13 protein-coding genes are annotated in these 23,011 nt (G+C 71.8%); 5 read left to right on the top strand and 8 right to left on the bottom strand.

The genetic code is table 11. The features are described from left to right. Nucleotides 1–9 precede the first annotated feature (9 nt). Nucleotides 10–7,434, bottom strand: coding sequence for an SDR family NAD(P)-dependent oxidoreductase (locus WMF44_RS04555; protein WP_437297894.1), 7,425 nt, complete (start codon nt 7,432–7,434; stop codon nt 10–12). A gap of 26 nt (nt 7,435–7,460) precedes the next feature. Then, nucleotides 7,461–9,110 carry a PfaD family polyunsaturated fatty acid/polyketide biosynthesis protein gene (locus WMF44_RS04550; RefSeq protein ID WP_437297893.1) on the bottom strand — a complete coding sequence of 550 codons (1,650 nt, stop codon included), beginning with the start codon at nt 9,108–9,110 and terminating at the stop codon, nt 7,461–7,463. A 498-nt stretch (nt 9,111–9,608) separates the two neighbouring features. Here WMF44_RS04550 and WMF44_RS04545 point away from each other — a divergent pair, with 498 nt between their 5' ends. Then, nucleotides 9,609–12,188 (top strand): ATP-binding protein, encoded by a 2,580-nt coding sequence (locus WMF44_RS04545; protein WP_437297892.1) that lies wholly within the window; start codon nt 9,609–9,611, stop codon nt 12,186–12,188. Nucleotides 12,189–12,248: 60 nt separating this feature from the next. On the opposite strand, the gene WMF44_RS04540 is transcribed toward WMF44_RS04545, so the two are convergent. Further along, on the bottom strand, nt 12,249–12,998 hold the full coding sequence (locus WMF44_RS04540; protein ID WP_437297891.1) for a hypothetical protein: 750 nt from the start codon (nt 12,996–12,998) through the stop codon (nt 12,249–12,251). Nucleotides 12,999–13,310: 312 nt separating this feature from the next. Between WMF44_RS04540 and WMF44_RS04535 the strand changes: the two genes are divergently transcribed. From WMF44_RS04535 to WMF44_RS04520, 4 genes are all read left to right on the top strand, one after another. Further along, the gene (locus tag WMF44_RS04535; RefSeq protein ID WP_437297890.1) at nt 13,311–14,507 is read left to right on the top strand and encodes a hypothetical protein; all 1,197 of its coding nucleotides are present in this window, start codon (nt 13,311–13,313) and stop codon (nt 14,505–14,507) included. Between the two features lie 105 nt (nt 14,508–14,612). Further along, nucleotides 14,613–16,550 carry a glycosyl hydrolase gene (locus tag WMF44_RS04530; protein ID WP_437297889.1) on the top strand — a complete coding sequence of 646 codons (1,938 nt, stop codon included), beginning with the start codon at nt 14,613–14,615 and terminating at the stop codon, nt 16,548–16,550. 256 nt (nt 16,551–16,806) lie between these two features. Continuing rightward, nucleotides 16,807–17,538: a hypothetical protein gene (locus tag WMF44_RS04525; protein WP_437297888.1), complete on the top strand. Its 732-nt coding sequence runs from the start codon at nt 16,807–16,809 to the stop codon at nt 17,536–17,538. 110 nt (nt 17,539–17,648) lie between these two features. Then, nucleotides 17,649–19,142, top strand: a complete 1,494-nt coding sequence (locus WMF44_RS04520) for a carotenoid oxygenase family protein (protein WP_437297887.1) — start codon at nt 17,649–17,651, stop codon at nt 19,140–19,142. Nucleotides 19,143–19,342: 200 nt separating this feature from the next. Here the strand turns inward: WMF44_RS04520 and WMF44_RS04515 are convergent, their stop codons facing one another. The 5 genes from WMF44_RS04515 to WMF44_RS04495 form a co-directional block, all read right to left on the bottom strand. Next, a complete protein-coding gene (locus WMF44_RS04515; protein WP_437297886.1) occupies nt 19,343–19,882 on the bottom strand; it encodes an SDR family NAD(P)-dependent oxidoreductase in 540 nt (179 codons plus the stop codon). A gap of 237 nt (nt 19,883–20,119) precedes the next feature. Next, nucleotides 20,120–20,779: a hypothetical protein gene (locus WMF44_RS04510; protein ID WP_437297885.1), complete on the bottom strand. Its 660-nt coding sequence runs from the start codon at nt 20,777–20,779 to the stop codon at nt 20,120–20,122. Nucleotides 20,780–21,409: 630 nt separating this feature from the next. Further along, the gene (locus tag WMF44_RS04505) at nt 21,410–21,757 is read right to left on the bottom strand and encodes a hypothetical protein (protein WP_437297884.1); all 348 of its coding nucleotides are present in this window, start codon (nt 21,755–21,757) and stop codon (nt 21,410–21,412) included. 273 nt (nt 21,758–22,030) lie between these two features. Continuing rightward, entirely contained in the window at nt 22,031–22,408 is a 378-nt protein-coding gene (locus WMF44_RS04500) for a response regulator (protein ID WP_012233438.1), read from the bottom strand. A gap of 36 nt (nt 22,409–22,444) precedes the next feature. Next, nucleotides 22,445–22,981, bottom strand: coding sequence for a chemotaxis protein CheX (locus tag WMF44_RS04495; RefSeq protein ID WP_437297883.1), 537 nt, complete (start codon nt 22,979–22,981; stop codon nt 22,445–22,447). Between the last annotated feature and the right edge of the window lie 30 nt (nt 22,982–23,011).

The following is a 23,011-nucleotide window of genomic DNA, read 5'->3' as shown; positions in this document are numbered from 1 at the left end:
TGGCCTCGATCACGCCTGGCCGCGCGCCGTGTCGGGGCGCAGGACGTACTGAACGTCGCGCAGCTCCGCGACGAGCGAGCCGCGGTCGTCGACGAACGCGATGTCGGCCTTCGTGCGATCGCGGGCCACGATCTGCCCGCGCACCACCGCGCGCAGCGGGCCGTCGGACGGCCCCTCGGCGAAGGTGTGCAGCGCGCCCACGGACATCGGGAGCGCCGCGCCGCCGAGCACGTGCTGCGTCCACAGCGTCGCGAGCTGCAGCCCGCCGTCGAGCGCCGCCGGATCGGTCTTCCACGGCTGAGCCACCCAGCCGGCCTCGCGGAGGCCCACCACGGTCCCCGCGATCCCGTCGCGGCTCACGCCGTCGAGCCGCCGGATCACCTGGAAGTCGCGGCCGTGGAAGAGCGTGCGGCCGTCGTACAGCTCGCCGCCTGCGGGCCACGGGCCGAGCTCCGGCGCGGCCGGGCCCTTCGGGGCCACGCGCCCTTCGGGCTGCTGCATCTGGATGGTCGCCGCGTAGTGCAGCGCCCCCTGCGGCCCGCGCAGCTCCGCCGCGAGCACCGCGCCGTGGCCGTTGCTCACCTCGCGGCAGTCGACGCGGAACACCTCGCCGCCGGACTCGTACGCCGCGAGCTTGATCCCGCGCAGGACCCGCACGTCGCGGAGCTCGGTCACGACGAGATCCGGCCTGCACGCGCGCGCGGCGCGGGCGAACCACTCGAGCGCGATCACCACCGGCACCACGGGCACGCCGTTGATGGCGTGATCGCCGAGGTAGGGGTGCGTCGCGCGGTCCGCGCGGACGGCCAGCGCGACCCGGCCGCCGTGGCCCTGGGCCGCGAGCGCCTTCGGCTCCGCGCCGAGCACGAGCTCGACCGCGCCGGGCGGAGCGCCGCCTTGCGCGCCGCGATCACCCGAGGCGTCGCACAGCTCGTCGAGGAGCATCTTCGCGCCCGCGGCGAGCGGGATGAGCGGCACGCCGAGCTGCGCGAAGTGGGCCTCGAGCGCCGCGTTCACCATGCCGCCTTGCCAGGGGCCCCAGCCGAGCGACTTCACCCGGCAGCCGGGGCGGCGGGCAGCCTCGGCGGCCGCGACCTTGTTCAGGACCTCGTTCGCCATCGCGTAGTCGCACTGCCCCTTGTTGCCGCCGCGCGCGGCGATCGAGCTGAAGAGCACGATCGCCTTGAGCGGGTCGCCCGCTGTCGCGCCGAGCAGGGCCCGGAGGCCGTCGACCTTCGTGCTGAACACGCGCTCGAACTGCTCGACCGTCTTCTCGGCGACGAGCTTGTCGGCGAGCACGCCGGCGCCGTGGACGATCGCCGTGACGGAGCCGAGGGCGCCGCGCACGCCGTCGAGCGCCGCGGCCACCGCCCGCGCGTCGTTCACGTCGACGGGGACGTAGAGGGCCTCGCCGCCGGCGGCGCGGATCGCGTCGAGCGTCGCGCGGACCTCGCGGTTCGCGAGGATCTTCGCGACGCCCCGGCCGATCTCGGCCGGGGTCACCCGCTGGCCCGCGGAGGTCGCCGCCTTGACGAGCGCCGCCTTGAGCGCGGCCTCGCCGTCGGCGCCGCGGCAGGCGGCCGGCTCGTCCTCGAGCGCGGTGCGGCCGAGCAGCGCGAACCGCGCGTGGCTGGCCCTGGCGAGCGCGATCAGCGTCGCCGCGGTGACGCCGCGGGCGCCGCCGCTCGCCACGACCACATCGGACGGCCCGAGGGGGAGCGGCCCGGGCTGCGCGTCCTGCCGGACGCTGCGCGGCGTGGTGCGCCGGCCGTCCGCGCGCAGGCCGATCTCGAGCTCGACGCCGCCGGACAGGAGCTCCGAGGTGATGGCCTCCGCGAGCTCGCCGCCCGAGCGGCCGGCCCGCTCGAGGTCGATCGCGCGGCAGGACGCCTCGGGCCACTCCAGCGCCGCGGTCTTCACGAGGCCCGGCAGCCCGCCGACCCAGGCGCGGTCCGAGCCCGCGAGGCCGAAGTCGCCGCCGGTGTCCTGGACCGTGACGAAGAGGGCCGGCTTCGCCGCGATCGCCTGGGCAGCGAGGAACGCCTCGCGGTGGACGGCGAGCGCCGCGTCGGCCGTGGCCAGCTCGCGCAGGCCGCCGAGGAACACGGCGCCGCGCGCGCCGCGGGGCACGGCGGGGGCGTACTCGGCGGCGATCCCGCGCGCCGCGAGGGCCGCGACGAGCGCGGGGCCGATCGCGTCGTGGCCGGTGACCACGAGGGAGCCTGCGTCGAAGAGGCCGGGCATCGCGAGGCCGGCGGCGGGCGCCGGCTCCTCGACGAGCGTCCACCGGCCGAGGGGCGCGGAGGCCGGCTCCTCGGCGGGCTCCGCCGGGGCAGCGCCGGCGGTGGCAGCGGCGGGACCGAGGCTCGCGCGGAGGTGGTCGACGACCTGCCCCAGCGTGCGCAGCTGCGCCAGCGCCGAAGCGTCGACCTCCGCCAGCCCCGGCGTCCGATCGCGGACCGCCGACAGGATCTCCACCCGCTTGATGCTGTCGATGCCGAGGTCGCTCTCCAGCTCCATCTGCAGCCCCAGCATCTCCGCCGGGTAGCCCGTCGTCTCCGCGACGACCGCCATCACGACTCGCTCCACCTCGGCCGCGCCAGGCGCCGCGCCCGAAGCGACGGCAGGCGCGGCGGAAGCGGCGGCAGGCGCGGCGGAAGCGGCGGCAGGCGCGGCTGCGGCGGGCGCGGTGGCGACTGCCGGGCTGGCGCTGGCGGCCGGCAGCGAGGCGCGGAGATGGTCGACGACCTGCCCCAGCGTGCGCAGCTGCGCCAGCGCCGACGCGTCGACCTCCGACAGCCCGGGCGTCCGGTCGCGGACCGCCGACAGGATCTCCACCCGCTTGATGCTGTCGATGCCGAGATCGCTCTCCAGCTCCATCTGCAACCCGAGCATCTCCGCCGGATAGCCCGTCGTCTCCGCGACGACCGCCATCACCACACGCTCCACCTCGGCCGCGCCAGGCACAGCGACGGACGCGACTGCAGGCGCCGCGACGGCAGGAGCCTTCGCGGCGGGCGTAGCGACAGCCGGGCTGGCGCTGGCGGCCGGCCCAGCGGCCGGCAGCGAAGCGCGGAGATGGTCGACGACCTGCCCCAGCGTGCGCAGCTGCGCCAGCGCCGACGCGTCGACCTCCGACAGCCCGGGCGTCCGGTCGCGGACCGCCGACAGGATCTCCACCCGCTTGATGCTGTCGATGCCGAGGTCGCTCTCCAGCTCCATCTGCAACCCGAGCATCTCCGCCGGGTAGCCCGTCGTCTCCGCGACGACCGCCATCACGACTCGCTCCACCTCGGCCGCGCCAGGCGCCGCGCCCGAAGCGACGGCAGGCGCCGCGACGGCAGGCGCCTTCGCGGCGGACGCGGCGGCAGCCGGACTGGCGCTGGCGGCCGGCCCGGCGGCCGGCAGCGAGGCGCGGAGGTGATCGACGACCTGCCCCAGCGTGCGCAGCTGCGCCAGCGCCGAGGCGTCGACCTCCGACAGCCCAGGCGTCCGGTCACGGACCGAGGACAGGATCTCCACCCGCTTGATGCTGTCGATGCCGAGATCGCTCTCCAGCTCCATCTGCAGCCCGAGCATGGAGACGGGGTATCCCGTCTTGTCCGCGACAACGTCGAGGACCAACCGCTCGATATCGACACGCGGCGCAGCGGCGACCGCCGCCTGCGTTGCCACGACGGCCGCGGGCGCGGCGCCGGCCTTGGACACCGCCACCGCCGGCGCCGCGGCCGCAGCCTTCACAGCGGCAGCAGGCGCCGCTGTGGCCGCTTTTGCTGTCACGGCGGGCGCTGCAACGGCCGCCTTCGCGGCCACGGCAGGCGCCGCCTGCGCCGGCAGCGAGACGGCCGTATGGAGCTCCCCGCCTGCGCCGTTCAGGGCCACGCTGCTCCTGCCCTCGCTGGAGCGCGCAGTCGGCGCCGCTGCAGGTCGTACGGATGCCTCCGAGACAGGCCCCGCATGCACCGGAGCGAGGAGAACCGGCGCAGGCCGCACCTCGGACACCGTCGTCGGAGCGACCGGGTACGAAGCGCCGGTCGCCAGCGCGGCAAGCCCTGAGAAGGACGCCTCGGCGGCCTGGAGGAAGGCGATGTGGCTCTCGGCCATCGTGCGCTGGTACACGCTGTGGGCTTCCGCCGTGGCGCGCTGCGCCTCCTGGTATGCGGCCAGCCACGACGCGCTCACCGCCGGCCGCGACGCGCTCACCACAGGCGCCGACGCGCTCACTGCCGGCCGTGACGCGCTCACCACTGCCGTCGACGCGCTCACCGCCGACCGCGACGTGCTCACCACAGGCGTCGACGCGCTCACTGCCGGCTGCGGCGCGCTCACCACCGGCGCCGACACGCTCGCCACCGCAGACGTCACCGCGCTCACTGCCGGCGCCGACGCGCTCACTACCGGCGCCGACGCGCTCACTGCCGGCGCAGACGCGCTCACTGCCGGCGCAGACGCGCGCACTGCCGCCTCCGGCGCGCGCACTGCCGCCTCCGGCGCGCGCACTGCCGGCGCCGACGCGCGCACTACCGCCTCCGGCGCGCTCACCACCGCCCGCGCCGCCTCCGGCGCCGGCTTCTGCGCCGCCCGCGGCGGGCTCGCCGCCGGCAGCGCCTTCGCGCCCCCCTGCGGCGGGTACGGCTTCCCGTAGTTGCTGCCGTTGATCTGCAGCGCCAGCTTCGGCTTCGGCAGCGCCCGCGGATCGCTCGGCGCCGCGAAGCCCTCCCACAGGACCCGCGTGTCCAGCGGCACCCCGGCCACGGCGAGCCGCGCCACCGCCTCGAGCAGGCTCGTCACGCCGTGCTTGCCCTTGCGGTCGAGCGCCACCGCCCGGTGCGGCCGGCCGCTCAGGATGTCGCCGACAAGGTTCGTCAGCACCGAGCCCGGCCCGACCTCGACGAACGTGCGCACGCCGTCCGCGTACATCCGCTCGATCTCCTCCACGAACCGCACCGGCTCCGCGAGCTGCCGCGCCAGCCGGTCGCGCGCCGCGTCGCCGCCGCCCGCGTACGGCTCGATCTCCGCGTTGCTGTACACGGGCGCCGCCGGCGCCTCGACCGCGACGCCCGCCAGGAACTCGCGGAGCGGCGCGCTCGCCTCCGCCACGAGCGGCGAGTGGAACGCCGCGGCCACGTCGAGGCGCCGCGCCTGGATCCCGGCGCCCTTCAGCCGCTCCTCCGCGGCCTCGATCGCCGCGACCGAGCCCGACAGCACCACCTGCTTCGGGCCGTTGTGGTTCGCGATCACCACCCCGCCGAGGCCGAGCGCCCGCACCTCGTCGATCCCCCGCGGGACCGCGATCATCGCGCCCCGCTCCGACGACGCCGCGCCCATCAGCTCGCCGCGCCGCCGCGCCACGCGCAGGAGGTCCGCCGCCGACAGCGCGCCGGCCGCGTGCAGCGCCGTGATCTCGCCGAAGCTGTGCCCCGCGAACGCCTCGGCCCGCACCCCGAGCGCCGCGAGCAGCGCGAGGTGCGCGAGGCTCGTCGCGCCGATCGCCGGCTGCGCCCACCGCGTCTCGCGGAGCCGCGCCTCCTGCGCCGCCCGGTCCTCGTCCGAGAACACCGGCCGCGGGAACACCACCTCGTGCAGCGGCGCGTCCGCGATCGCGACGCCCGCCGCCGCGTCCCAGGCCGCGCGGGCCGGGTCGAACGTCATGAGCGCGTCCGCGCCCATCCCGACGTACTGGCTCCCCTGCCCCGGGAACAGGAACGCCACCCGCCCCGGCGCCTCTCCGCTCGCGCAGTGCACGAGCGGCGCCGAGAGCGCCTGCTCCGGCCTCGCCTCGAGGTGCGCCGCGACCTGCTCGAGCTTCTTCCTGAGATCCGCCTCGTCCGTCGCGCACAGCCCGAGCCGCGCCGGCCTCGACGCGTCGAACGAGAGCACCGACTCCCGCGCCAGGAAGCGCAGGATCTCGGGCACCTCCGCCTCCTTCGCCAGCGCCCGCGCGCGATCCGCGAGCGCCGCCGGCGTCTCCGCCGACAGGAGGAACAGCTCCGCCGGCAAGGCCCGCACCCGCCACGCCTTCGGCGCCGGGCCCGTGTACTCCTCCAGCGCCACGTGGAAGTTCGAGCCGCCGAAGCCGAACGAGCTCACCGACGCCCGCCGCGGGTGGTCCCCCGGCCGGATCCACGGCCGCGCCTGGGTGTTGAGATAGAAAGCGGTCTTTTCTATGTCGAGCTTGGGGTTCGGCTTGTCGACCTTGATGGTCGGCGGCAGCACCTTGTGGTGCAGCGCCATGATCGCCTTGAACAGGCCGGCCGCGCCGGCCGCCGCCTTGGTGTGGCCGATCTGCGACTTCACGCTGCCGAGCGCGCACCACTGGCGATCGGCGCGCCCCGACTCGTCGAACATCACCCGCAGGCCCTCGAACTCGGCCGCGTCGCCGGCCTTCGTCCCGGTGCCGTGCGCCTCCATCAGCTCCACGGTCTCGGGGCCGTACCCGGCGGCGGCGTACGTCCGGCGGAGCGCCTTCGCCTGCCCTTCCGGCACCGGCGCGTACACGCTCTTGCTCCGCCCGTCCGACGACGAGCCGATCCCGCGGATCACCGCGTAGACCCGGTCCCCGTCGCGCTCGGCGTCGTCGAGCCGCTTGAGCGCCACCATCGCGATGCCCTCGCCGAGCAGCGTGCCGTCGGCCTTGTCGGAGAACGGCCGGCAATCGCCCGACTTCGACAGCGCGGGCGTCTTGCTGAAGCACATGTACATGAACGCGTCGTTCATCGTGTCGCAGCCGCCCGCGATCACGAGATCGGACTGGCCGAGCGCCAGCTCGTTGATCGCCATCGACATCGCCGACAGCGACGACGCGCACGCCGCGTCGGTCACGCAGTTCGTCCCGCCGAGGTCGAGCCGGTTCGCGATGCGCCCGGCCACCACGTTCCCGAGCAGGCCCGGAAAGCTCGACTCCTGCCATGGCACGTAGTTGCCCGCGATCTTGTCGCAGGCGCGCTTCACCTCGTCCTCCGGATACCCGAGATCCCGGAGCGCCTTCGCCCACACCGGCCGCTGGATCCGGCTCACCATCGAGGCGAGCAGCTCCTGCGCGGAGGTGACGCCGAGGATCACGCTCATCCGCTCGCGGCTCATCGACTCGAACTGCCCCTGCGCCGCGTCCTCCAGGACCCGCTTCGCCACGATCAGCGCGAGCAGCTGCGTCGTGTCCGTCGCCGGCACGATCGAGGGCGGCACGCCCCACTCGAGCGGATCGAACGGCACGTCCTTGAGAAAGGCGCCGCGCTTCGCATACGTCTTGTCCGGGGCGGACGGGTCGGGATCGTAGTAGTCCTCGACAAGCCAGTGGGTGCTCGGGACATCCGTGATGAGGTCTGTCCCGGACAGGATATCGCGCCAGAAGCCGTGCGCGTCGAGCGAGCCGGGGAAGATGGCGCTCACGCCGACGACGGCGATGTGCGGGATACGCGAAGACGAAGGATGCATGAGGACCTCGGCAGGTGGTCAGGCGCTCAGGCGAGCGGGCGAGGAGTGAAGTGGAATGCGGCGCTCGGCACGGGGACGCCGTACGTCCGGAGCTGCTGCGCGCGCGTGACGACGGCCGCGCCCTCGAGCAGGTTGCGCGCGACCTGGACCGCGGTGCGGCGCGCCGGGTCCTCGAGGAACGACCCCTTGACCCAGCGGTTGAACGCGCCCATGGCCGGGCCGCACCAGATCTGGTAATCGGCGCGGCGCTTCGGGTCCCCGGCGATCGCCCACTTGCTGGACATGCCGAGATACCAGCGGAAGATCAGCGCCATCTTGTGCTTCGGCTCGCGCGCGGCGCGCTCGAGCTCGGCCGGGTCGCGCTCGGCGAAGAACCGCTCGCAGCCCGCCCACACCTCGTCGCACGACATCTGGAACAGCTCCCTCTCGATGCGCGCGCGCACGTCGCCGGGCAGCGACTCGATGGAGTCGTGGGCGACGTAGAGGTCGTAGAGCCGCTGCGCGCGGACACCGAACATCGTGCCGCGCTTGAGCACCTGGACCTGCACGCCGAGCTCGAACATGTCGGCGGCCGGCGTCATCACCACGTCCGGGAGATCGGCCTGGGCCAGCATCTTCTTGCCCTCGTCAGACAGGCCCGACTCGATGCACGACTGGTTGACCGAGCCCGTGAGCACGTACGCCGCCCCGAGCGCGAACGCGGCGGCGACCGACTCCGGCGTGGAGAGGCCGCCGGCGGCGCCGACGCGGATCGGCCGGTGATACCCGTACTTCGCCGCGAGCTCGTCGCGGACGCCGAGGATCACCGGGAACAGCGCGACGAGGGGCTGGTTGTCGGTGTGACCGCCGGAGTCCGCTTCCACGGTGATGTCCTCGGCGACCGGGAGGCCCCGCGCGAGCTCCGCCTCGTCGCGGGTGAGCCACCCGTTGCGAACGCAGGTGTCGAGGATCTCGGCCGGCGCGGGCGACAGGAAGCGCGCGGCGACCTCCGGGCGCGAGATCTTCGCGAACAGGTGGTTCTTCCGGTCGACGCGGCCGTCGGGCAAGCGCTTGACGCCGCTGTAGGCGAACCGCACGACCATCGGGTTCAGGCCCATGTAGGCGGCCGCCTCGGCCCGCCGGACTCCCCTCTTCAGGTAGAGCTCCACCGTGTCGCTCTCCAGCCTGGGCTGGTTCGGAGCGTGGATGAGGTTGCAGCCCCAGGTGGGGCCGTCCGTGCCAAGCTCCGCGGAGATCTCGTCGATCGCCTGCTCGATCCGGTGCAGCCCGAGGCCTGCGGCGCCGAAGAACCCCATCATGCCTGCCTTGGCCATCGCGATCGTGAGCCGCGTGGTGTGGATGCCGTTCGCCATCGCGCCGGCCACGTAGGGGAAGCGCAGGCCGTGGACCTCGACGAAGGAGCGGTCTCCGAGCCACTCCGGGTACAGGGCGGGCAGCGTTCCGAGGAGCGGGAACGTCGGGACCCCGTTGACCTGATCCTCGCGGAGGACAGCGCCGCCCCGGGACACGCCGACGCGCCCATCCGGCGTCTCGCGCACCACGTGCACCGGCTCTCGCACGCAGGAGACGGCCTCCCGCAAGTCTGTCGATGTGAACGCGGGGAGCCAGGGCCCGCTGCGCCAGATGCCGATCGGCTGGAGGCCGGCGCTGCGGATGACCTGCGGATCCTCAATCATGCTGAGCTGCCTCCTAATGACAAGCACGGCCTCTATAACACCCGTCGTGAGCGGCCCGCGGTAATGGTTCGGTCACGGCGCAACGGCGGGACGGACCCGTTGACCAGGCGATGAAAGCGCTTTCCCCCGGCTCCTCTGCGCCTGACGCGCCCTCGTGACGCACCGCGCCTTTGTTTCGTGACTGTCACGCGCACCGCAGCGCGGCGCTCACCGCGCAGGCGCCGGCGCGCGCCGCGCGGGCGCCGGTGCAGAGCTGGTGGCGTTCGGGGCCTGTGGGACGAGGCCAGCGACGCGCAGGCCAGCGCCGCCGGGAGGGCTCGACGGGACCGACACCAGGCGCTACCACAGCGCCCGGCGTCGAGGTGAGCGGCGGATCGGACGCGCCAGCCTGCTCGGGCGTCACTTTTACACGACCGCACGCGCTCGACCGCGGCGTCCCGGTACGGAGCAGGTTTGATGTCGCCCGCGCTCGCCTTATGCTCCTGTGACGATACGACGATGAGACGTCTCTACCGCCTCTCTGCCAAGATCAGCAGGCTCCTCGCGGCCCGTCGGACGCGCGAAGCACGCGCGCGGACGTCCCGTGTAGCGCCGCCGGAAGAGGCCCCGACTGGCACCGCCGCCCAGGAGTGGACGCCGGCGCCCGCCGACCAGCAGCAGGCGGTGCTCAAGTACGTCATCGCCAACGTCCCCCACGCCATCTTCTGGAAAGACCGTCACGGACGGTTTCTCGGGGGAAATCAGAACTTCCTCAACGACACCAACACGAAGGTGCTGGAGAACCTCGTCGGCAAGACCGATTTCGACGTGTGGGGCAGCAAGAACGCGGAGTGCTTCGTGCGCATCGACCGGGAGGTCATGGAGGGCGGCACCCCGATGCTCGACGTCGAGGAGCCGCTGCTGCGCCCGGACGGCGAGCAGCGATTCCTGCTCACCAGCAAGGTGCCCATCCGCGACGAGCGGGGCGAGGTGACGGGGATCCTCGGGATCTACGCGGACATCACCGAGCGCAAACGGATGGAGATCGAGCTCCAGAAGGCCAAGGAGGCGGCGGACGCCGCGGCCTGCGCCAAGGGAGAGTTCCTGACGGTGATGAGCCACGAGCTCCGGACGCCGCTCTCTCTCATCCTCGGACCGCTCGAGTCGCTCCTGTCCAGCCGGGACGAACCGCTCTCGCCGCGGGTGCGGGCGGACCTCGAGCTCATCCAGCGCAGCGGGCGGCGGCTCCGCCGGCTGGTGGACGATGTCCTCGATCACCAGAAGATCGAGGCCGGCAAGATGCAGATCGACTGGGAGGCCGTCGACGTCGGAGAGCTCGTCTCGGACATGGTGGAGGAGGCTCGCCCGGCGGCGGCGCGCGGCGGGCTCGATCTCTCGATTCACGTGGATCCCGAGCTGCGGAGGGTCCCCGCCGATCGGCGCAAGCTCGAGAAGATCGCGCTCAACCTGCTGGGCAACGCGCTGAAGTTCACCCCGCCTGGCGGGCGCGTCACCGTCGACCTGCGGGCGCTCGATGGCCTGTTCGAGCTCTCGGTCGAGGACACCGGCCCTGGCATCCCGGCGGACAGGAGACACCTGCTCTTTCAACGGTTTCAGCAGATCGACGCCTCGGCGACGCGAAAGCACGAGGGGACGGGGATCGGGCTGTCGCTGGCCAAGGAGCTCACGGAGCTCATGGGCGGCACGGTCGGCGTGGAGAGCGAGCCCGGGGTCGGCTCTCGCTTCTTCGTGCGGCTCCCGCGCGGCGCGGATTTCCTGGCAGCGCGGCGGGCGACCGCCGCGCCCGAGCCGCCGCGATCGCTCAACGGCGCGGGCACCGCCGAGCCTCCCCCGTCGTCGGTCAACCTCCGCGGCTTCGAGGTGCCTCCGCCGTCCGCCGCAGGCGCGCCCCGCGCCGGCGGCGGCGCGGAGGGGCCGCGCGTGCTCGTCGTGGAAGACAACCCGGACATGAGATCGTACCTGGCGGACATCCTGTCGGCCGGACACGAGCTCGCCCTGGCGACGAACGGCCGGGAAGCGCTCGAGTCGATCGCGGCGAAGCGGCCCGATGTCATCGTCTCGGACGTGATGATGCCGGAGATGGACGGATTCGAGCTGGTCAGGCGGCTCAAGGGGGATCCCGCGCTCCGGGACATCCCTGTCCTCCTCTTGACGGCGAGGGCGAGCGGCGCGGAGGCCGTGGGGGGGCTCGACGTCGGCGCCGACGAGTACATGAGCAAGCCGTTCGACCCCCTGGAGCTCAGGGCGCGAGTCCGCGCCGCCGAGCGGCTGCACCGCGCCTATCTGGAGCTCGCGGCGAAGAACGACGAGCTCGCGGCGACGCTGGAGCGGCTCTCGGAGACGCAGCAGGAGCTGCTCCAGGCGGGCAAGATGGCGGCGATAGGGACGCTGGTGGCGGGGCTGTCGCACGAGATGAACAACCCGGTCTCGGCCATCCTGATGAACGCCCAGCTGCTGCTCCGGCGGCACCGGAAGGGGCACGGCCTGCCCGACGAGGCCTCGCTGCTGAAGGCGCTCGGCACCATCGAGCGGCAGGCGATCCGGTGCTCGGATCTCGTGACGGCGCTGCTCGAGTACGCGCGCGGCAAGCCGATCGGCCGGGAGCCGTGCGACGTGCGCGCGGCGCTCCGCCGCGCGGTCGACCTGTCCGCGCCGCGCGCGCGCGAGCGCAGGGTCCACCTCGAGACGGACGGCGCCTCATCGGCGCTGCCCGAGGTGCTCGTGAACGCATCGCAGCTCGAGTCGGCCTTGCTCAACGTGATAGGCAATGCGCTCGACGCCAGCCCGCACGGCAGCGCCGTGGTCGTCGAGGCTCGCCCGCTGCCGCGCGGGGACATCCACGGCGTGGAGATCGACGTGCACGACCGCGGCTGCGGCATCCGCGCCGAGGACCTGAGCCGCATCTTCGAGCCGTTCTTCACGACGAAGCCGCCCGGGCAAGGGACGGGGCTCGGGCTGTCGCTGACGCACCGGTTCATCGAGGAGCACCAGGGCAGCATCCGTATCGAGAGCGCGCCGGGCGAGGGCACGACGGTGCGCATGTGGCTGCCCGCGCGGCAAGCGGAAGGGGCGGAGTGAGGCGAGGGAGCGAGCCATCGCGACAACGCCGGCCACGCCGGTCATACCGGCCACGCGGGGTCAGCTCGCCGGCGAGGCGCGGAGCTCCGCGGCGAGCGCCGCGCCCAGGGCGAAGAACGCCGGCCGGGCGGGCTCCGGGCCGCCGCCCAGCCGGCGCTCGAGCCGCGCTGCATCCCAGCCGCAGGCGTCGTAGGTCTCCAGCGCGTGCCGGTCGCGCCTGGACAGCCGGGCCCTCGCGCCGCGGAGCGCCGCGGTCATGGCCGGCAGCACCGCGGAGAGCGCGCGGCCGGTCTCCCCCCAGTCGTCGAGCGACGACGGGCTCTCCAGCACATCGACGACGAGGCCCGTGAAGAACAGGCCGACGACGGCCTCGCAGAGGCGATCCAGCGCGCCGCGCACGGCGTCGTCGCCCATCGTCCAGAGCGCCGGGTCCGGGTTGAAGTAGCCCAGGAACGCTTGCAGCATGAGCATCGGCGTCTCGGGCATCAAGAAGCGACGCTCGCCCCGCTCGCGCGACCGCCTGCGGAGCACGCGCATCATCGAGATCATGATCTCGCCGACCGCGAACCCCTGCTGCGCCTGCTCGGTGAGATCGTCGCCCATGTCCACCTCGACGCGGATCCCGGGGGCGAGCCGGGCGACGAACGAGATCCCGAGCGGGTGCACGAACAGCGTCCTCGTGGCGAGCATCTCGACGTCGCGGAGGACATCTTCGGGGAGGACCGCCGCATAGGCGACGAGCGCGCGCTGGACCGCGCCGGTGATGAGCGGGTCCTCGGGGACGTCGTCGACCAGATCGCCCAGGCTCATGATCGACTCCGCATGATCGCGGCATAGCACAGCTGGACCTGGACGAGGAGCGGCGCCCGCTTCGCGCCGGATGCCCTCGATGCCGCCGGCGGCAGCGCGACATCGGAACTGTCATTTATTTGCGGCGAGCGATCTGTCATTTGTCTGTGACGAGAGATCTCGTCATTTATTGATCACGACGGGGGAGGGAGGCCACGGCGCCCGCGACCCCCTAGAGCCGACAGCGCACCGCATCAAGCTCGCCCTCGAGCCGGAGCTCGATCTGCGGCGCGCGCGCGCCGTACGGGCGTCCCTGTGTGGTAGCTTCGGCGCATGACCAGCGCGGGCGCGACGCTGCCAGTCCCGGTCGCGACGCCGCGTCGAGCCGCGTTGCGCGCCCGTCTCGCCGAGTTCCTGCTCGTCGGGGGCGCGACGCTCGTGCTCTTCCCGCTCGCGTGGCTCGCCCGCAGGGCCGTCGGGCTCGACGCGGCGGAGCTCGCGATCGGCTTCCTGACGTTCCACGCCGCGTCCGTGATCAACGATCCTCACTTCGCGGTGACGTACCTGCTGTTCTACAAGGACGCGAGGCGCCGCGCGTTCGGCGGCGCGTTCGCCCCGGCGCAGCGAGCCCGCTACCTCCTGGCCGGCCTCCTCGTCCCGGCCGCGCTGCTCGCGTGGGCGATCGGGGCGCTCTCGACCGGCTCCGCGCGGTCCATGGGCTTCATGATCCAGCTCATGTTCCTCCTGGTGGGCTGGCACTACGTGAAGCAGGGCTTCGGCGTGCTGACGGTGCTCTCGGCGCGGCGTGGGTTCCGGTTCGGCCCCCTGGAGCGCAAGGTGATCCTCGCGCACTGCTTCGCGGCCTGGGCGTACGCGTGGGCGAGCCCGGCGGATCCAGGCAGGGAGGTCGAGGAGAAAGGCGTGGTCTACACGTCGCTCGCGCACCCGCCGGCGCTCGAGCCCGTCACCGGGCTCGCGTTCGGGCTCAGCGCGCTCGCGCTGCTCTGGGTGCTCGCGCGCAGGTGGCGCGTGGAGCGGCGCCCGCCGCCGCTCGCGCCGCTGGCCGGCTTCCTCATCACGATCTGGCTCTGGACGGTCTACTCGAGCCTCGATCGGCTCATGGTGTACGTGATCCCGGCGCTCCACTCCGTTCAGTATCTGTATTTCGTCTGGCTCATGAAGCGGAACGAGGCGCGCGACGCCGAGGGCCCGCCGCTGTTCGGGCGCCCTACCGGCTTGCGCCTCGGGCTCCTGGCGGCGACCGCCGTCGGCCTCGGGTGGGTCGTGTTCCGCGGCGCGCCCGCGCTCCTCGACAGCGCGCACGGTGCGCACGGCGCGCACGGCGCGCTGGTGCTGAGCTCGAGCGGCGGCGAAGCGATGTCCGACCTGGGCCCGACACCGTACTTCGCGGCCGTCTACGTGTTCGTGAACATCCACCACTATTTCATGGACAATGTGATCTGGCGCCGGGAGAACCCCGAGACAGCGTATCTGCTGCGACGGGACGACCGAGGCGGCGCAACCGGCTGAGCGAGCATGCCGGCGGCGGCGGGCCCAGCACGCGGCGGTTGACACTGAACCGATTAAGAAGTTTCATGTCGCCCTGTCACCGCCACGGTTCGCAGGGAAGAACGCATGAATCTCATCCAGCTCAGCCCACGCTTCTACGCCGCATTCCTCCTGTGCTTGACGGCCGCTTGCGGGTCGTCGAGCGACGACACGCCGCCGGAAGGCTCGGGGGGCGGGTCGTCGGGCACGTCCGGAGCTACATCGTCGAGCGCCTCGGGAGGCGCGTCGTCGAGCGCGTCCGGAGGCGCGTCGTCGAGCGCGTCCGGAGACACGTCGTCGAGCACCTCGACAGGCACGCCGGACGACACACCGGAGTTCCCGGACACGCCGAGGGGCGAGCTCCTCGAGGAGCTCTGGACCTCGTCTCGAGCCGGCAAGTTCCGGTTCGGTTACGAGAACGCCATCACGTGGGGGCTCTACGATCCGGGCACCAAGCAGCTCGTGTCGACCAACGGCTGGTTCTCGAGCATGGCGGGCGCCGCCAGCCGCGGCGAGCGGGGCTGGTCGTCGGACGCCGGCGCCACCGTGGGAGAGAACCCCGGGCTATTCGGCGTCTCCCTCGACGCGATGGTCTTCGATCCGGTCCCCTGGAATCGCCGCGACGTCACAGCGGACGCCGCGGCGTACATGCTGGAGCAGCCGGGCGGGATGGTCGCCGTCGACTGGCACACGCCCCCGTGCAACTACGACGTCAGCACCTCGGACTTCGCGGACGCCATCGAGACGCCGCTCGCCACCCTCACGGTCGACGGACAGAGCGTCCCGATTCACGCCCAGGGCGGAGGCACCCCGTTCTATGCCGAGACGTACTATTCGCGCTCCCTCGGCTCCAGCGCGGACATCCCGGAGAACCTGAAGTGCATCTGCAAGATCGCCAACGACGTGCCGATCGAGCAGGGGACCCACGCCGGGATCTCGGCGCGCGACTGGCTCGTGGCCCACGCGAAGTACGTGGCCCAGTTCTTCCGCGAGCACGGGCTCGACGGCAAGCCGATCGTCCTCCGTCCGTTCCACGAGCACACAGGCGGATGGTTCTGGTGGGGTCAGCCCTACTGGAACTGCCAGGCCCTTCTCGACGACGATCAGGCCGTCACCGGCCCCGCCGCCTACAGCGCCGCGTACCGCACGTTCGCCGAGGCCGTCCGGAGCGAGCCGGGGATGGAGAACGTGATCTTCGCGTACTCGACGGACAAGGTGCGAAAGCTGAGCGACAGCGAGGTGACGCCCGCCGAGGCGAAGGTCAGGGATCCAGAGAGCCTCTCTCGCGACATGCTCCGGGCCCGGCTCGTCGAGGAGCTCTCCGAGCTGGGCGCGGCGTACGAGAGCCCGCCCCAGGAGGCGATCGCGGCGCTCGAGGACGAGGGCCAGCCGCCGTCCGCGCTGCTGGAGGCGTACTACCTCGAGGCGTACCCTGGCGACGACCTCATCGACATCCTCGGCATCGATCTCTATTACCCGTACGAGCGCGCGGCGTCCCCGGCAGATCTCGAGGACATGAAGGCGATGGCGAGCGCCGTCGCGGCGATCGGCGCGGCCAAGGGCAAGCCTCACGCGCTCACCGAGACGGGCACCTACCGGCTGCACCTCCTCCACCGGGTCGGCAAGCTCGCGGCGGGCGCGTCGCTCACGCTCTACCCGGCAGACCACGTGAGCAAGTGGCACGACACCCTGTTCGATGAGAGCCTGCGGACGGACTTCCTGGCCAACTACGGCCTCGGCTCGGCGGGCGCCGTCACGCTCTCTTCCGCCGAGGTAACGAGCCTGTTTCCGGACGCGGGGCGGGGCGCGCTCACCGAGGACTGGTACAACACCCACCTCCTGGATCTCGCCAAGAGCGCCGGCGTCGCTTACGCGCTGACGTGGCAGACCTACTACGACGGCAGCGACTTCGACAACAAGGCCGTCTACTACTATGTCCCCTTCCCGGGCCACCCGGAGGCGGACAACTTCCGTCGGTTCGCGGACGATCCGGCGGTCTGCTTCGGCGCGACAGCCTGCCAGTAGCCCGGCGAGGAGGCGAGGAGCGGAGCGCGGACATCCGCTCTAGACGTGAAAGCTGCGCCGAGCCCCGGGCTTCGCGGTCAGGTGTCGACGTTCAGGCGTCGACGTTCAGGCGGTCCCAGGCGGCCCAGGGCCGCCGGAGCGAGGGAGCTCCGGCGGCTCTTTCACTGTCCCTGTCGCCGCGGCCGAGGGCTCCCTCCCGGCGCGCGCTGGCCTCGACGACGGCGCTGGAGTAAGGGGAGATCGTTCAGGAGGCACCATGGGCATCTCCATCGCGTACTCGGGCAAGCTCCGCGACCCGAGCGTCGTCCCCGAGCTCGTCGCGGATCTCGCCGCCAAGGCCGCGGCCGCCGGCTGGCCCAGCAAGACCATGAAGGAGCTCGTCGCCGATCGGCGCGTGACGTGCTCGGGTCTCGAGGGGATCACGCTCTATCCCCACCGCGAATGCGAGCCACTCCACTTTCACTTCGACGGTGAAGGCACCTTCATCAACCACACGTACCACGCGCTGCTCAGCGACTCGAAGATGGCGGACATGATGCGTCAGGCGCTGGCGGAGTCCGCGGCCATCACGCGCAGCCTCACCCGCGCAGCGCAGGAGAATGCGGGGCGCGGCGGAGGGCCGCGCGTCAGCGTCAGCGTCCCCAGCCTGCCGGAGGCGCCGGGCGTCGAGTTCTTCAAGGAGGGGAGCCGCTACAACTGGACGAAGACGCAGTTCGCCGGCCCCAAGGTGCACGTCGCGGTGTGCGCCATCCTGCGGTACGTGAAGCAGCGTTATGCGCCCGAGCTCGACGTCAAGGACGACAGCGGGTACTTCGTCGACGGGGACTACGAGAAGCTCGAGGGCCAGCTCGCCTACGTCGAGCGCCTCACCTCGCTCGCCTCGCAGGCCATCGAGGCCGCCGCCGCGAGCAAGGGCCCGATGACCCTCGACGCGTTCGTGGAGCGGATCAACGAGGAGCTCGCCGAGGCGAAGGACAGGCTGCACTGACGAGCGCCGGCGCCGGTGCGTCGGCCGCTTCGACGCCCGCCAAGGTGATCGATGATGACATCACCAGCGCCCGATGTGATCGTCGATCCCATCGGCCGCCCGGAGGTCCCATGTCCATCGCCCTGTCCGCCCTCGACTTCGACGCCGCCCTCCAGGCCGCCTTCGCCGGCGCGGGGGGCGCCTCCACGGACGCCGCTCGCGGAGCGCGCGCCTTCGATCACCCGATCGACCTCGAGGCCGAGTACGGCTTCACGCCGCTCGCCGTCGAGGGGACGCTGCCCGAAGGCCTCGAGGGCACGCTCTTTCGGGTGGGCCCGGCCCGCGCGACCCTCTTCGGCGTCCGCGTACCGCACTCCTTCGAGGCCGACGGCGGGGTGCTCGCGGTGCGGCTGTCGGGCGGTCGGGCGGAGGGCGCGCACCGCCTCGTGCGCAGCCGCGGCCTGGTGGAGGAGCTCGCGGCCGGGCGGCGCCTCTACGGCTCGACCCTGTCCTGGCCGAAGCGCGTGCTCCACGCGCTGCAGGGCAAGCGCAAGGGCAAGAACGTCGCGAACACGAGCCCCTTCCTCGCCGGCGGCCGGCTGTTCGCGCTCGTGGAGTCCGGCAGGCCGACGGAGCTCGATCCCGCGACGCTCGACACGCTCGGCGAGAGCGATCTCGGCGGCGCGCTGGGTCCCACGTTCTCGGCCCACCCGCACCGCGTGGCCGCCAGGAAGACGAGCTACAACTTCGGCGTCCGCTACGGGCGCAGGACCCAGATCGACCTCTACGCGGTGGACGACGACGGGCGCGCGCGCTCGCTCGGCGCGGTGCCGCTCCCGGCGCCGGTGATGCTCCATGACTTCTGCGCCACCCGCCGGCACCTCGTGTTCTTCGTCTCGCCCGCGATCATCCGGGTGGGGCGCGCGATGCTCCAGTGGGGAGGCTTCGAGTCCTGGGTGCGCTTCGAGCCCCGCCGGGGCACGGAGGTGATCGTCATCGACATCGACGACGTCTCCCGCGTGCGCCGCTTCGGCGTCGACGCGTTCTTCCAGTGGCATTTCGCGAACGCCTACGACGACGGTGAGGACCTCGTCGTCGACCTCGTTCGCCACCGCACGCTCGCCACGCTCGGCTCGATCGGCAAGGACCCGGATCGGCCCGAGCTCGCCTCCGTCGACGGCGGCGTCCTCGTGCGCCACCGCGTGCGCGCGGGCCGCGAGCAGCTCCTCGTGGAGGACCTCGGCGGCGTCGTCGGCGAGTTCCCGCGCGTCGACCCCCGGGTCGAGGGGGATCGGCACGGTGTCGTCTTCCTCGCCACGAAGGGGCGGGCCGACGACCCGCACGGAAACGCCATCGCGCGCGTCGACGTCGACACGGGCGCGATCACCCTGGCGCCGGTCGCGCACCACGAGCGCCCGTCGGAGCCGGTCTTCGTGCCGCGCGCGCCCGGCGCTCCCGAGGGCGACGGCCACGTGCTCGCCCTGGTCACCGACGCGAAGGCCGGGAAGAGCGCCATCCACGTCTGGGACGCCGCGCACCTCGACGATGGGCCAGCGGCGCGGGTCCACCTGCTCCACGCCTCGCCCCAGACCTTCCACGGGGCGTTCCTGCCCCGCGCGGACTGAAGGCGGCTACTTCCGCCCTGGCTGGCGCGTCGCCGTAAGGCAGGGAGAGGAGGTGGCGCCGCGCCGAGCGAGAGGCTCGTCGGGCGTCGAAACCGCGGTGATATGGGAGCTAGAGCGACAAGCGAGTTGAAACCACAAAAAAGCAGAAATTCACAGGGAGACGGGGAGGCGGGGAGCGAGAGACGGCAAGAGGGAGAAATTCATTTTCTTCTTCCTCCCCGCCTCCTCGCCTCCCTGTGAAATTTCTCCGCGCGGCGGGGCCGCTCGCGTCGGAGTCGCGGTGCTCGAACGTGCGCAGGCGCTCGTACGCTCACCGTCGCGTCGCTCGCTCTTTGGCGATCTCGTCGCGGCCGCCCTTCTCGACGAGCGCCGGGAACATCCTGCCGAGGCGCCAGAGGAAGCGTGCGCGCGAGGGGAGCCCGATGACGGGCACGTCGTCGGCCGCCGCATCGAGCGCCTCGCACGCGAGCGCGTCGGCCGGGTAAGGCGGGCCGGCGAGGGCCTCGAGCAGGCGTCGCGCGTTCGGAACCCACGGGGCCGCCGGCAGATCGCGGGGGCTCTCGGAGTCCAGGATCGGGGTCTCTACCGCGGCCGGGTATTGCCGGGCAGAGCACGTTGACGTGGACGCCGCATGCCACCACCTCGATTCGCAGGCTCGTGCTGAGGCCGACGACGGCGTGCTTGGTCATCGCATACGGCGTGAAGAGCTGCGCAGGGCCCAGGCCGGCGAGCGATGCCACGTTGAGGATATGGCCGCTCTTCTGGCGCAGGACAGGCCATACGACAACGTCGTTCGTGTCAAGCTCCCTTTCGGCGCGCCGAGCCTACACGAACGCGCTCTCCGCGATGCCGTCGGTAGGTGCGCACACGCGCGATGTCGGTTCTGCGGCAGCTGGAGGAGCGCATAGCCATGTACGTCGAGCCCCCAATTCGCAGGGAACTCAGGACCCCTGCCGACTGCCGATCGAGAGGCCATGTCAGGGCCCGACCACGTCATCGCCCGAAGAGAGAAAGACGACGAGTGCCGCCTGCACCGCACCGGTGATCAACCCCGTCGCGAGCAGCGCCACAACGGTCCTAACGAGCAAGCCCGCGCGCAGAGCCGAGAGCCGAGGCCCCAGCAGCACCGCAAACCCACCGAGGACGATCGCCAGAGCGCTCGCCTGCACCAGCCCGAACAGCGCATCGCCGGGCGTCGCGAACTCCTGGATCGACTGCCACGACGCGCGCAGTGTAGCGCCGTGCCCAAAGGTCGTCGCCCCCACGCCCACGGCGATCATCAGGCCCGCAGCCACGGGTGCCGTGAACGGAAGGAGCGCGTACGGTCGCCAGAGCGGGCGCTGGGCGCCGAGGCCATGGTGGACCTCCCACGCGAGCGCGACGCTGCAGGCGGACGCGGCGACTTGGGCAGCGCCAGTGCGCAGCGCGGAGACCGCCAGCAGCCAGGCCAGATGCTTCTCTGCGCCGAACGCTGCCAGCGCGTGTCCGATCTGGAAGGCGAGCGCGGCGCCCCTCACCAGCGAGGCCCCGACAAGCCACGTGACGAAAAGCCTCGCAGCGCGTCGTGACAATGGGCCCGCGGGGACGGGCTCGACCGGGGCGCGCGGCGCCTGGTATGGGTTGTCACGCTGGTTCATCGCCCTCGACACTGACAGAGCACGCGCGGGGCGCATAGAGGGAATGCCTCCTCACAAGAATTTGTGGGGCTGCAGGGCGCCGCGCCCAGCGGAGCGAGGCTCGGTGCACCGTCGGTACCAGCGGCCGTTAGCCGGGCTGGGCTCTCGCCGGCTGCTATCGCCTACATAGAACTGCGTTCAACCTGTCGAAGAGCTCGTCGGGGGCGATCTCGGCAGCCAACAAGATGACGAGCGCCTGATGCCACGGGCGCTCTGCATTGCCGCGTGCGACGAACAGCGTTTCTCTGATGGCATCACCGAACAGGCCAATTCGCGGTATGCGGTCGCAAGGTCGGCATGCGTCGCCTCGTCTTCAATGTCAATGAGGTCCGCGACCGCGTTGGCAGGCAGGCTCAGCTCAGCGGCTTCTAGCCCCCCAGATCTCCGCAATTCGCCCGGGAGGCCCCGCCCGAAGAAGGTCGCGCAGCGCTCCGCAACAGGACGGGCACAGGCGTCCAAGGTCGTTTCGCCAGTGCGCAGGCTCCTCCAACAGCGTGTCACAGATCGAGCAGGTCGACGCTGGCCACCATGGATCGAGAGCAAGGCGCGTACTCATCGGGTCATCCTGGAAAGACGCCTCAGCAAATCCGCTCAGCCGGCACCCGCCTCCGGGCGCTCGGCTGAAACGGCTTGTTCGGCATCGTCCTCGTCCACTGTTGTAAAGAAAACGTGCCCCGTGTTCTTGAACCGCAGAAAGCTCCACCAACTCAAGGCGTCGACGCCCTCCACCTTCAGCACCGGAGCCCCACCCTGATTCAAGGGTGCATACTCCCCAGTGGTCCAGTCCGCGAGAACCATTGCCCTGGCTAGTTCTTCTGCTTGCTTCACTGAGTGGGCTCGAACCGCGCGCGTCGCGAAAAAGCCAATGATCGGTGATCCCCCGTCTGCCACCTCGACCCTTATACCCATCCCTTCGAGAATCACGCTGTAGTAAGGCATCGACCCATTCCTGCTCGAGAGGCCGAACGAGTAGTCGACTGGCCAACCGACGCCCGTGGCCCAGGTCTGCCCATTCGGGCGCGTTCGGTGACCTCCCGCACATAGGGTCACACGGATCGGCGCTGCCCCGCAACCGCCGAGCGCTGTCCAGCGCCGCAGGTAGATCCGTCCAATACCGGCGGCAGCCGCCGATTTTCCGTAGTGCCGGAGAGCGACGACCCTCGATCGGGCCGAGGTCGCGGAGAGATGGCCGCGGCTCGCGCGGCCGCGGCCTCAGGGCTCGCCGGCGAGCTTCTTCACCGCGGCGAGCAACAAATCCGGCTTGAACGGCTTGATGATCCAGCCCTTCGCGCCGGCCTTCCGGGCCTTCTCGATGAGCTCCGGCTGCCCCTCGGTGGTGAGCATCAGGATCGGGACGCCCGGCGCGAGCCCCTTGTCCCGCAGGCTCTGGATCATCTCGATGCCGTTCATCACGGGCATGTTCACGTCCGCGATGATCATCGCCAGCTCATCCTTGTGGGCGGCGACCGCGGCGACCGCGTCCCGGCCGTTGTCCGCCTCCAGCGTGCCATAGCCCGCCCCCGACAGGAGAATGCCGACCTGCTGGCGGACCGTACTCGAATCCTCGACGAGAAGAATCTTCTTGGCCATGTGACGTGTCTCCTCTTGCGTGTACGGCCATCCGGCTCAGAACAGCAGCACTTCGCCCTCGGGCTGCGGATCGGGCATGTTCACCTCCTCGAGCTCCAGCGCGCCGTCGGGCGCCAGCGCGTCGAAGAGCACGACGAGCCGGTCGTTCGCCGCGGCGAACAGGAGCCGCCGGAACCCCTCGCTCAGCTCCTCCCTGGCGCGCAGGTGCTCGCCGATCGCGGCGCTCGGCGTCGAGAGCACGATGACCAGCCCGAGGTGGCGCAGGCGGTTCTTCACCCGCCCGAGCAGCTGGTTCGAGAGCTCGCTCGCCCAGTCGCACACCATGTCTTCGTCGAGCTCGCGCTGCTCTCGCAGCGGGTGGCTGCGCGTGATGAGCGCCACGGGGGCGACGATGGTCAGGCTCCCGCGAAGGTGGTCGCCCGTGAAGCCGATGAAGGAGACCACGGCGTTGCCCGGCGTCGCCTCCGACGCCGCGTCGTCCAGCCGCAGGAGCTCGACGCCGTTGTCACGAAACAGGTGGACGCACGACGAAGCGAGCTCCTCATGGATGCGGTCCCAGCTCTCCGAGTTCATTCCCCTCTCCTCGATCTCTCGCTCTGCATT

It is taken from the genome of Sorangium sp. So ce426 (assembly GCF_051475585.1).
Taxonomy (GTDB): domain Bacteria; phylum Myxococcota_A; class Polyangia; order Polyangiales; family Polyangiaceae; genus Sorangium; species Sorangium cellulosum_B.
This window is presented reverse-complemented; position numbering and strand designations above follow the sequence as displayed.